We start from the raw sequence: 12,482 nt of genomic DNA, 5'->3' as shown, positions 1-12,482 counted from the left end.
ATACGATATTATCAATCACAAAAAGATGCTCTGGGGAGAGCACCTTTCTGCATAGAGTATATTTTAGCATTTGGGCAAATTTATTATAAATCTCCTTTAAATGATTTTTGATATAGACCTTTGATTTCAGAAATAAGTGGATAGCGGGGATTAGCTGCTGTACACTGATCATCAAAGGCTAATTCGGAGATTTTATCAACTTTTGAGTTAAACTGTTCTTCAGTTATTCCTGCATCTTTAATTGCTGCAGGAATATCCAATTCTGCTTTTAGTTTATTAATAGCATCTATTAAGAGATCAACCTTCTCATCCGGAGTCTTTCCCCCGAGTCCAAGGTGATCTGCAATTTTTGCATATCTGATCTTGGCTCTAGGATATTTATACTGCGGGAAAGATGCCTGTTTAACCGGTTTATCACTGGAGTTATACTTAATAACATTGTTAATTAAAAGCGCATTTGCTAATCCATGTGATAAATGGAAAGCAGAACCTAATTTATGAGCCATTGAGTGACAGACTCCTAAAAATGCATTGGCAAAAGCCATCCCGGCAGTTGTTGCTGCATAATGAATCTTTTCTTTTGCCTTGCGGGCATCTGCTCCTCCATGATAGGATTCCGGCAAATATTTAAAGATTAATCTAATTGCTTCTAAAGATAAACCTCTAGTATATTCACTGGATAAAACCGAAACATAGGCCTCAATAGCATGAACTAAAGCATCTATTCCAGAATGTGCTGTCAGAGTTTTGGGCATTGAAAGCACCAGATCTGGATCAACAATTGCCATATTTGGAGTTAATTCATAATCGGCAATCGGGTATTTAATACCTGTACTGTCATCTGTGACTACTGCAAAAGGCGTAACCTCTGAACCTGTACCGGAAGTAGTGGGAATAGCAACTAATTCTGCTTTATTTCCGAGTTCAGGAAATTTATAAATTCTCTTTCTGATGTCCATAAAGGTCATTGAAAGTTCTTTAAACTCTGCCTCTGGATGTTCATATAATAACCAGGCAATCTTTGCTGCATCCATTGGTGAGCCTCCACCAAGGGCAATAATTAAATCAGGTTTAAAGCTCTGCATCTGTTTTACAGCTTTTCTAACCATTGATATTTCCGGATCTGGCTCAACATCAGCAAAAACTCTATAATCAACTCCATATTTGTCGAGTTCATCAGTTATTCGATCAGTATAACCCATTTTAGCCAGCGGTTTATCTGTCATAATAAAAGCTCGTTTTTTATCTTTTAATTCTGCCAGAGCAGAAGGTAAAGCACCATATTTAAAGTAGATATTTTCAGGTACTTTAAACCAGAGCATGTTTTCTTTTCTTTCTGCAGTTGTTTTGATATTCATTAAATGTTTAACCCCCACGTTTTCACTGACTGAATTTCCACCCCAGGATCCACAACCTAAAGTCAATGATGGTTCCAACTTAAAGTTGTAAATATCACCAATTGCACCCTGAGATGAAGGCATATTAACTAAAATTCTACCTGTTTTCATCTGCTGACTAAAATAATCTTTTCGCTGATCATTTATTCTGTCAGTATATAAAACGGAGGTGTGTCCAATTCCACCAAATTTAATTAATTCTACTGCATTTGCTACCGCATCCTTAAAATCAGGTGCTTTATATAAAGCCAGAGTTGGAGATAATTTTTCATAGGAAAAAGGTTCCTGACTACCAACCTCTTCTACCTCTGCAATTAATACTTTGGCATCCTCTGGTACATTTACTCCTGCCATTGCTGCAATATCATGGGCACTCTGACCTACAATCTTAGAATTTATATGTCCATCAACCAGAAGCAGTTCAGAAACTTTTTTTCTTTCTGCTTTATTTAAAATATAGGCTCCTCGATCAACAAATTCTTTTTTTACTTTATCGTATACCTCATCAACTACTGTTACCGACTGCTCAGAAGCACAGATAACTCCATTGTCAAAAGTTTTACTCATCAAGATTGAACTTACTGCCATCTTAAGGTGAGCAGTCTCATCAATTACTGCCGGAGTATTTCCTGCACCAACTCCAATCGCTGGTTTACCTGAAGAATAAGCTGCTTTAACCATTCCTGGTCCACCTGTAGCCAGAATCATGCTTACCTTTGGGTGCTGCATTAAATGCTGAGATAATTCAATTGAAGGTTGATCAATCCAGCCAATAATATTTTCTGGAGCTCCTGCTTCTACTGCTGCTTCCAGAATCGTTTTAGCTGCCTCAATTGTGCATTCTCTGGCACCCGGATGTGGTGAAAAAATAATAGCATTTCTTGTTTTTAAAGAGATGAGCGATTTAAAAATAGTGGTTGAAGTTGGATTGGTAACCGGAACAATACCAGCGATAATTCCAATTGGTTCTGCAATCTTCTTAACACCATGAGCAGTATCCTCTTCTAAAACACCGCATGTTTTTTCGTTTCGATATTTATTATATATATATTCTGATGAAAAGTGATTTTTGATCACCTTGTCCTCTACAATTCCCATTCCAGTATCTTCAACAGCCATTTTTGCCAGCTGAATTCGCTGATCATTGGCAGCTATTGAAGCTCGTCTAAATATCTCATCAACCTCTTTTTGACTGTACTGAGCATATTTCTCCTGGGCTGCTTCCACTTCTGCAATCAGTTGATTAAATTCTTCCACATTACTAACATTTCTAATCTTCATTAATTATCCTCCTTCTGGACTTATAAAGTTATTGTGAAGATTATAACAAGACTTAATAAAAAAATATATTCACTTAAATTATAAATAGTTACTTCCTTATTTCATCAGTCTTTTTGGCTTATTAACTTAACTGACACTTATAGAATAACATGCAAAAATGATTTTTTCAAACAGTCAAGTGCTTAATTTCACATTATAAATAGACTTTAAATCGGATTAACTCTTAAATACTGCTTTAGATCATATAATTTCTTAGATTTAATCAGTAATCACTACTTAAGTTTTTAAAATTTTTAAAAAATGTTATAATAAATTATAGAGAATAACAACTAAAAAATTTTTAACTGTTTTAAAAACTTTAATTGGGAGATGATATTATTAATAATAAATTTGAAATAAATGAAAATAATGATATGTATCAGATAGAAGAAATGGAAGAAAAAGCTGTTCTGGTTGGTTTAACTGAAGGTGAACTAAAGGAACTGGAACTGCTGGTTGAAACTGCAGGTGCAGAAAGTATTTTAAAAATGACCTATCATGATCGCAAAATTGATCCTGCTTACTATATCGGCAGTGGTAAGGTTACTGAAATTAAGGAAGCTGCCGAAACTGTTGGGGCTAATCTAATTGTATTTGATAATGAACTCTCTCCTGTACAGCAGCGTAATCTGGAAGATAAAATTGAGGTTAAGGTAATTGACCGTTCTCAGGTAATCTTAGATATTTTTGCCCGTCATGCTCACAGCCGCGAAAGCAAAATCCAGGTAGAACTGGCTCAGTTAGAATATCGGCTTCCCAGACTTCAGGGTCGGGGAGTAGAGATGTCCAGACTGGCAGGTGGAATTGGAACCAGGGGTCCTGGTGAAACAAAACTCGAGGTTGACCGCCGCCGCATTGAAAAAAAGATACACCGACTACAGGAAAAACTGAAAGAAATCAAGGCAAGCAGAGAACTTCAGCGCAGCCGCCGCAAAGATCCTCTGGTAGCACTTGTTGGTTATACAAACGCTGGTAAGTCAACACTAATGAACAGACTTGCTGGAGCTGACAGCTATACTGCCGATAAATTATTTGCAACTTTAGATTCCACCATGAGGCAGCTGGAACTTCCTGTAGGACAAAATGTTATTTTAAGTGATACAGTAGGTTTTATCAGCAAACTACCTCATCAGCTGGTAGCCTCCTTTAGAACTACCCTGGAAGAAGTAGAAAATGCTGATATTATATTACATTTAATTGATGCTTCAAATTCGGAAATGGAAAAAAACATGCGGGTTGTAAATAATGAAATCAGAGAACTGGTAGATCCTGACTGCAGAATTATCAAAGTTTTTAATAAAATTGATTTAATTGAAGAATCCAGACTTGATGATTTAAAAATCATTTATCCGGAGGCTCTCTTTATTTCAGCTTTAAAAGGAATCAATACTGACTCGGTAATAGAAAAATTAAACAGGATTATCAGTGAAGAAATGGTAGAAGTAGAATTAGACCTTCCTTATTCGGAAGCAGGCTGGGTAGAAAAAATTCATAATACAGCTAAGGTCTATGAAGAAGAATATCAGAAAAACAATATTTATATCAAAGCTCTGCTGCCTCAAACTACAGCAGCAAAGTTAGATAAATACCGCAGAGAGGTTTAACTCTCTGCTTTATTTTTATTAGCTACTATTTTTCTTTATTATTTTCAGTTTCAACTACAATTTGTTCAGTATCAACTTCTGGAATATCCTTTTCTCCTGCTTCCAGTTCAGCCAGCAGTTCTTCTACTTCCTCTTTCTCAAAAGTATAGGTGTTATTACAGAAATGACAGCGGACTTCAATTTCTCCCTCCTGGGCCAGGGTTTCCTCTATCTCATTCTTACCGAGACCTGCTACCAATTCATAACTCCTTTCTCTGCTGCAGCGGCACTTAAATTTAACATCTTTGCGGGCCATTATCCGATAATCCAGATCTCCCAGCAGTTCTTCCAGTAATTCTTCAGGAGTCATCCCCTCTTCAATTAGCTTGCTGATAGACCCAATTTTATCCAGATTGTTTTCCAGCATTTCAATTGTTTCCTCAGAAGCATCAGGTAATAACTGAATAATAAAACCTCCGGCAGCTTTAACACTGAGATCTGTATCTACCAGAACTCCCAGTCCCACTGCAGATGGAATCTGTTCGGAAGCAGTAAAATAATAGGTTAGATCTTCACCTATTTCTCCCGAAACTAAAGCTACACTACCTGTATAGGGCTCCTTCATCCTCATAATTTTTGTCAGAGAAAGTTCTCCAGCTCCAACAGCTTTTGCAACATCAAGTTTACCAGTATCAGTCTGATATAAGTCCAGATTTGGATTCTGGATATATCCCCGCACTTCTCCCTCCTGATTTGCATCTGCAACAATTTTACCGGCTGGACCTGTACCCTGGATCTTTAAGACAATCTCATCCCCAGATTTAACTAAAGATCCTGTTAACAAAGCGCCTGTAATTACTCTGCCTAAAGCTGCAGTTGCTACAGGAGTAGTCTGATGTCTCTCCTGTGCTTCTCTGACAACTTCAGTAGACTTAACTGCCAGAGCTCGAATTTCCTTATTTGTAGTTATTGCTCTTATTAAATAATCATCCATTATATAATCTCCTCCAGATTAATTAGCTTCAAAATAAATAGTTTTCTTTAATTATCCATACATTATTTTATTAAACTGAGTTTTAAAGTCAAATTACTTTATCTAACTGTCTCTTAGCCTTGACTCAATGTAAAGAAGCTATTAAATATTCCCAGGTATTTAACCTCACTATCTGATTTCTCTAAAGTGAAAATACTAAAAAACACATAATCATTAACTTCTGTCTGCAATTCCAGCATTGGTGCCGCAACTGCTCCTCCAAAAATTCTTTCTAGATCACTTTCTGCCTCAGACCTAATTTCTGCCACACCCCAATTGATAAATTCATCTCGCGAAGGATTGGTAACTGCTGCTAATAATAATAAAGCCAGAACAACAATAGTAATTATTATTGGTTTTCTCATTTATCTCACCTCTTCTTTTTTTAATTGATAAATATCAGTGTCTATCTTTAAGGCCTTTATAACAAAATCAAATTTATTAATTTTTAAACAGTACTCAAAATCCTCTTTCGGCATCTCTGACTGAGTCTCTTCTCTAAAAAATCTATCCCCAGCCGGACTGCGCAGACGCCTTTTAATCTCTGCTTCAGCCAAAGTTCTTTTTCCATTTAAAAGTTTCTTTAATTCCTGAGCGTATAGATTATCCTCATCTGCTTTGCTAACCCCATTATTCCCCATTGCTATCAGAGAAACAAGCTCCGGGTTCCTGGCTTTAATATATTCTGCAGCTGCCTTGAGGTTAACAAAACTGCCGGTGATAATTTGATCGGCATTCTCAGCTGCAATGATTCCTTTGGTACCTGCACTGGTACTTAAAATGATTTCTTTTCCGGCAAAATTAGACTGAGAAATAAAATAAGGCGAATTATTATAATCAAAATCTTCTATTTTGATTCCTTTTCTTTCTCCAATCAAAATCGGATCATCTAATTTAGCTTTCAATTTTCTTGCAGTTTCAAGTTTACTGACAATAAAAATCTTTTCGGCCTGATTTGCAAAAAGATAGGCAGCAGTTGTATAGGCCCTGAAAACATCAATAATTACTGTTAATCCTTCTGCTTTAGCCGCACCCTCTAAAAACTTTAAAGTTTTAATTTTCATCTTCCCACATCCCAACTATTTCTTTAATTGTAATACAGCTTTAAGTTTTTTCGATGTTAGATAATTTACCAAAATCAAGATTTTCCTGAAATTAGAGTTTTATTTATTAGATTTTCTATTTTAGCTGCTGACTTATTATTAATAAATCTTCTAAATGCAGAACTTTCTTTTAAAAGTTTGGTCAAATTTTTTTTGCTTAAATTTGCTTTTCCCTGATCCTTATTTCCACCTTTTGTAATTAAAAGTTCCTGATAAGAAATATATTCAAAATTAATCACTGCCTGAGCCTGCAAAAATTCTAAGCTTCTTTTGATAGTTATATCTTTAGCTCCCAGAGCTAGTGCAGCCTGTTCAATATTAAAAACCCCATTTTCCTGCTGCAGACTGTATTTAATCAGAGATAGAAGCTTATTAATAAAATCATTTATACTTACCCCTTGCTTTTCATTATTAACTAAAATCAATTTTTTAGCTGTGGTTAACAGTATAATTTCTTTTAAGATAGCTAAAGAAGGTGGAATAGTAAGCAGGACTAAATTTTCAGCCCCTCGATAGTAGTTGCGATTAATTAAAGGGTAGAGATCATATTCTGCTAAACCTTCAGCAAAATAAACAGTATTTTCCACCCCTGCTTCCAACTGAGATGCCTTTTTCTGCCGCCAGTCTAATATGCTAAGTTTCTTTTTCGCTTCAATTTTACTTTCTGTTTTTTTACTTTTATCTTTCAGGGGGGCCAGAGCTTTAATTTCCAGCTGCAGGCTCCTGCTGCCCCTATAAATATTTTCTGTAAGTCTGCAGGCACTCTGCTGTCGGTAATTATTTTCTATTTCCCCGGCCCACCACCAGAGAGCAGTAATTTTTTTCTCTGCTGAGCCTAAAATTAGACGTTTATGTCTGCCGGCCGAAATCTCACGGCTGCTCAAAATATCACTTTCCAGATAAAAGAGTGGTTCCGGATTTCCTTCACCAAACGGAGCAAAGAGGCGTAAGCCCTGGTAAAATTCCTCTGTAATTTCCGACATTTTTAAATTTATATCTGTCTCAATTTCCAGCTCTGAATCGAGTTTTTCTAACTCCTGTTCAATTAAGCGCTGCAGTCTTAATTTGAACTTCTCCAGCCTATCTTTTTTTAGTGAAAATCCAGCCGCTGCAGCATGACCACCGTGTTTTTCCAGAAGATCAGTACATTCAGCAATTAAATTATTGATATTAATACCTTCAATTGAACGAGCTGAACCTGTAATCAGACCACTCTGCTGATTGGAAGTCATCAAAACAGCTGGCACCTGATAATTTTCTGTAATTCTACCGGCAGCAATCCCAATTACTCCCTGATGCCAGTCAGAATCATAGCTTACCACTGCCTGTCTCTGCTGAGGATCGAGCTTTTTTTCCAGTTCCTGATAAATTTTCTGGCTTATCTCCTTGCGGTGTTGATTGATCTGTTTTAATTCCGCCGCCAGACCAGCTGCTTGATCTTTATTTTCTGCCAGTAATAATTTTAAACCTTTTTCTGCACTGTCAATTCTACCGGCAGAGTTTAATAATGGTCCAATTTGAAACCCCAGGGTCTTTTCGTTGATCTCCAGCGGGTTAATCTCAAGCTCATTATAAAGTGCCTTAAGTCCTATTCTGTCTGTGTGTTGTAGTTTTTTTAGTCCTGTTTTAAATAAGTATCGGTTTTCTCCTTTAAGAGGTACTACATCTGCTATAATTGCCAGCAGTAAAAGATCTAAAAATTCTTTTTCCTCCCCCTTATTCCCGGACTTTATAAAAATTGCTTTAATTAAAAAATAGGCCATCCCTGCTCCTGGCAGCCAGTAACCCTGATGATCTTCAGGCAGCAGCCGGGGGGAAATTACATAATTGGCAGGCGGCAGTTCCTCCGGTAAATCATGATGGTCTGTTACAATAAAGTCCATTCCGGCTTCTCTGGCAAATTTGACTTCCTCATAATTGCTGATTCCACAATCACAGCTGATCACCAGATCAATCTCTTCCTGATAAGAAGCCAGCACCTCCTGATTAAGACCATAACCTTCTTTAAAACGGTCCGGAATATGATAGCTGATCTGATTGCTCAGACGACTCAAAGCCCCCACTAGAATTGAAGTGGAAGTTATTCCATCAACATCATAATCACCATAAATTAAAATTCGGCTCCCTTTTTTAATATGTTCTAAAATAAAGTCCCCAATCTCCATTATCTGGGGAAAGTCTTCCAGTTCAAGTGGAGAATATCGTTCTGGTTCAATAAACTCAATTAATTTAGCTTTAGTGTCCAGTCCCCGCTTCTGGGCCAGACAGGCCAGCTTCCGGCTGCCCAAATATTCGACTAATTCTTTTTTTGCTCTGCAGTTTTCTGCCTTTTTTATCCTCATCTCTGCCCCTTTCATTCTCTATATTTAAACAGTATATTTGAGTCCAGATAACGAAAATATCTTTTTTTCTTATCTTTAAGTTCACGGCTGCCAAAAAAGAAAATAGAAAAAGCCTCCCAGAGAAAAACCCAACCCCCAACAAATAATCCTTCCATCAACAGGGAAATTAAAAGTGATAGATCTTTACTCTCGGGAATTAAATAAGCTGTAATTAAAAATGTAATCCCCATTAAAATATAGGTGGCAATTTTTTTGCTATTTTGCTTTAAATCCTGATTAATAAAAAAGAGCTTCATTCTAAAATTATTTTTAATAGTAGCCCTGGAATCAGCTTCCATTTTTTCGTCCTTTTTGCTCTCAGGTAGATAAAAACAAAGCTCCACCCTGTCTTTTAAAGGCAGTTCATAACTTGCTCTTTCCAAAAAATGACTCAGTTCCGGATCAAGCTCTTTGCGGTCAAGAGCCGAACCATCCCAGCTGTTAAATAAATCATCATAACAATCTAAATTAAGCTCAATTAAATAGGCCTTATTGTGCTGGTTGGTATGGTAAATATAGCGCAGCTGATAATCTTCCTCATCTTTTCTAAACATAACATAAGAATAAATTTTTAAATTTATTCTGTAAAAATCACCTCATCTTAAAAATTATAAAGCACCAGTTTTCAGCATTATTTTTTGTTTAAAACTCTATTTCTTCTACTGCTTCCCAGTCTAGATTTAAATCCAGGTCTTCTTCTATTACTTCCTTGCTTTCAGGGGTTTTTCCCCTGCAGATTGGTCTATATTCACAAAATCTACATTTATTTAAATCATCTGTCAGCGGAAATACTTCTTCAGTTAAAATTTCTGTGATTAATTTTTGAAAATAGTCCCTATCCTTTTTGAAATCAGCTTTACTATAATTAATTTGAATATTTTGGTCCGGATAACGAGGATTCCAGTAAATAAGTTCTGGCATTTCCTGCAGCTTATAATCAGCAGCAAAATATTCATAACCTGCTTCAAATAAAAGATATAGATAAAAACGGCTCTGCATAGAATTTTCAATATCCTTTTCGTACAGACTTTTTTTGTCTGTTTTCCAGTCATATATTATAAATTTACTCTGTCCTTGATCATATTTTAAAAGATCATATTTGGCCAGTAATTTTAAGTTTTTTTTCTGAAAACGCAGTTCCTGTTCTGCAGCAACTATGTTTTCTGCCGGACAGAAAGTTTTTAATCTATTTAACCAGGACTGCAGCAGCTGATTTGAACTTAGAACAGTTTCTCCCAGAGTCTGACTGTAATATCTTTCTGCCAGAAGGTGGAACAGGCTTCCCTGTTTTAAATCCTTTTTTACTTCTTCATTCATTCCCCATTCTGCCGGCCAGTAAAGTCCATCCAGATAACGATAGCGAAATCTTCGGCGGCAGTCCTTAAAAATAGAGAGAGCAGACTGTGAAAAATAAAGATCTTTTAAGTTATTGACTGCCATTTATTTTTTCCTCCCTCTTATAATTTCCGCTTTGAAATTCCTCTTTCTTTTCTGAAATGAATTTTTCCAGGGAAGTAAAAATAAATGCCGGATCCTTATCCCATTTCCCCCGTTTTTGATGAGTGCTTAAAAATAAATTTATACGGGCTCTGGTAATTCCTACATAAAGCAGGCGGACTCTTTCGGCAATTAATTCCTGTCTGGCTTTATGATCTGCATTGCGTTCCTTTTTTTCATTTAAAATAAACTCCAGTTCCGCTCTGGCGGAAGCTTTAGGGTTTTTAATTTCTTCGTTTAAATAGAATTTTTCTCCCATAAAATAATCATCACTATCGTGCTGAAAGTGACTTGAAGTTAAGCTGCCAATAAATACTGTATCCCATTCCATACCTTTGGCCTTATGCAGAGTGGAAAGTGTTACCTGATCCGGTTTAGCTTCAAATCCTTCCATTTCTGTCAAAGTTTCTGCAAACTGTCTGATTCGGTCTCTAATTTCCGGCAGCTCTGCTGTTAACTGATCCAGCCGCCAGGCAGGATTTTCCTTTAAAAGCCTGCCAAATTCCAGAGCCAGATTTTGAGCCAGAGCCAGCTTCTTACCAGTCAATTCGATTCTTTCAGCCAGAAATAATACCAGTTCATCTGGAGGAAGTTCCATTGAAGCTTCAAGCCAGCCCTGAACTTGAGTCAAGCTTTTAAAAAACTGATCGAAAGCATCTTTTTTTCTAAACTCAAGCTCAAAATTATCTCTATTTAAACCTGAAAGCGGAAAAATAAGTTCCTGATTTTCTTTTGCTGCCAGAGCTTCTTCCAAGAGCTGATTTAATTCTTCCTCTTCTCTGCCAAAAACTTCGGTAAAGAGCAGTTTTAAATTATCAGCTGAAGCAGGGGAAGTTAAAAATTTTAAAATTACCTCCAGTTCTGTTAAGAAAGCATCCCGGGAACTGCTGCCGGCAAGCTGAAATTCGCCTCCCAGAGCATTAATTTCTCTTGCTATTTCTTCCAGCTGCCAGCCGGTAGGCATCAGCACTGCAGTAGTCTGCTTATTATTTTCTCTGGCTTTGCGCAGAGCCTGTCTGGCTATAAATTTCTTTTCCGTTTTCCAGTCCTTAAATGACCGGCTGCCGATTCTATAGCCTTCAACTTCCGGATTTGGTGAAGGATCGTCTGCTGCAGTAGGTTCAATATACTTTTCTTCTAGAGGGTCAATCTCTCTTTCGGAAAACTCTTCCTGGCTCCAGTCAACCAGATAATTTGCCAGGTCAATAATCTCCCGGGTACTGCGGCTGGAAACTGCCATAGTTTCTACTTCAACATCTTCTCTTCTGCAGTAGCTGCGGAAAATATCAGGATCTGAAAGGGTAAAAGTCCCTGTGATTGCCTGGTTGCTGTCTCCAACTCGAACTAAGTTATTATTTTTTCCTGCCAGCAGATAAAGCATTTCTTCCTGGGCCTGATTGGAATCCTGAGCTTCATCTTCAAACACAAAGGCATATTGAGCGGCAATACGTTCGGTAAATTTCGAGTCTTCCTTAAGCAATTTTAAGCTCTGCTGAACCAGATCATCAAAATCCAGTAAACCTGCCTGAGCCATCCTGAATTCATATTCTGCAAATATTTCTGCTGCCGGAGTTAAAATATTAGCTGACTTAAGACTGGAATACTTGACCATATTTTTTAACTCTTCTCCCTCGAGCAGCTTCAGTTTAAAATAAGAAATCATGGAAGCTACATAGGCCGGGAAATCATCTTCTTTCCATTTTTTTAAGTATTTATCAAATTGATAGCTGTTTTTTTCCAGATTAAAAAACTGCTGTAAAAGATTACTATTTTCTCCCGCCCATTTGCGGCATAAATCTTTAATCCAGCGGTAGCGTCTGCCTGATTCAATTAATTCGAAATCCTGATTAATCAATCTGGCTTCGGGTTTTTCTTTAATAATACCCAGGGCAAGTGAATGAAGGGTTTTAACACTATAACCTCTGCTTCGGGGCAGTCCCTTTTCAGCCAGAAAGTCTCCAATTCTTTTGCGAAAGTTGGCAACTGCTGAGTTCATATAGGTCACTATTAATATTTTTTGATCATTGTCTAATTCAGAGGCAATCAACTCTGCTGCCAGATGAGCAAGAACTGTTGTCTTACCTGCACCTGGTACTGCAGGAACAGCAAGCTGTCCACCTCGATATTCTAAAACTTCTTTCTGTCCGGGTCTCGGTTTGAAATCCATC

The 12,482-nt window shown here is 37.1% G+C and carries 9 protein-coding genes; 1 reads left to right on the top strand and 8 read right to left on the bottom strand.

Annotated elements, in window-relative coordinates; genetic code table 11:
• Positions 1–83: 83 nt before the first annotated feature.
• Positions 84–2,678, bottom strand: coding sequence for a bifunctional acetaldehyde-CoA/alcohol dehydrogenase (adhE, locus tag C7958_RS10815; RefSeq protein WP_111572692.1), 2,595 nt, complete (start codon positions 2,676–2,678; stop codon positions 84–86).
• 413 nt (positions 2,679–3,091) lie between these two features.
• On the opposite strand from adhE, the gene hflX reads away from it, so the two are divergent.
• Positions 3,092–4,321 (top strand): GTPase HflX, encoded by a 1,230-nt coding sequence (gene hflX, locus C7958_RS10810; protein ID WP_166668530.1) that lies wholly within the window; start codon positions 3,092–3,094, stop codon positions 4,319–4,321.
• Between the two features lie 25 nt (positions 4,322–4,346).
• Here hflX and hslO read toward each other — a convergent pair whose 3' ends face one another.
• The 7 genes from hslO to C7958_RS10775 form a co-directional block, all read right to left on the bottom strand.
• Positions 4,347–5,294: an Hsp33 family molecular chaperone HslO gene (gene hslO, locus C7958_RS10805; RefSeq protein ID WP_111572691.1), complete on the bottom strand. Its 948-nt coding sequence runs from the start codon at positions 5,292–5,294 to the stop codon at positions 4,347–4,349.
• A gap of 113 nt (positions 5,295–5,407) precedes the next feature.
• Positions 5,408–5,698 (bottom strand): hypothetical protein, encoded by a 291-nt coding sequence (locus C7958_RS10800; RefSeq protein ID WP_111572690.1) that lies wholly within the window; start codon positions 5,696–5,698, stop codon positions 5,408–5,410.
• The gene (locus C7958_RS10795) at positions 5,699–6,397 is read right to left on the bottom strand and encodes a 2-phosphosulfolactate phosphatase (protein ID WP_111572689.1); all 699 of its coding nucleotides are present in this window, start codon (positions 6,395–6,397) and stop codon (positions 5,699–5,701) included.
• Between the two features lie 74 nt (positions 6,398–6,471).
• Entirely contained in the window at positions 6,472–8,778 is a 2,307-nt protein-coding gene (gene recJ, locus C7958_RS10790; RefSeq protein ID WP_111572688.1) for a single-stranded-DNA-specific exonuclease RecJ, read from the bottom strand.
• Positions 8,779–8,789: 11 nt separating this feature from the next.
• On the bottom strand, positions 8,790–9,371 hold the full coding sequence (locus C7958_RS10785) for a hypothetical protein (protein ID WP_111572687.1): 582 nt from the start codon (positions 9,369–9,371) through the stop codon (positions 8,790–8,792).
• 88 nt (positions 9,372–9,459) lie between these two features.
• The gene (locus tag C7958_RS10780; RefSeq protein ID WP_111572686.1) at positions 9,460–10,257 is read right to left on the bottom strand and encodes a PD-(D/E)XK nuclease family protein; all 798 of its coding nucleotides are present in this window, start codon (positions 10,255–10,257) and stop codon (positions 9,460–9,462) included.
• Positions 10,244–12,481, bottom strand: a complete 2,238-nt coding sequence (locus tag C7958_RS10775; RefSeq protein WP_111572685.1) for an ATP-dependent helicase — start codon at positions 12,479–12,481, stop codon at positions 10,244–10,246. Before C7958_RS10775 ends, C7958_RS10780 begins: the two co-directional genes overlap by 14 nt.
• Between the last annotated feature and the right edge of the window lies 1 nt (position 12,482).

Source organism: Halanaerobium saccharolyticum (genome assembly GCF_003259895.1).
GTDB classification, from domain to species: domain Bacteria; phylum Bacillota; class Halanaerobiia; order Halanaerobiales; family Halanaerobiaceae; genus Halanaerobium; species Halanaerobium saccharolyticum_A.
The sequence above is the reverse complement of the archived record's forward strand: the minus strand, read 5'-3'. Positions and strand labels throughout refer to the sequence as shown.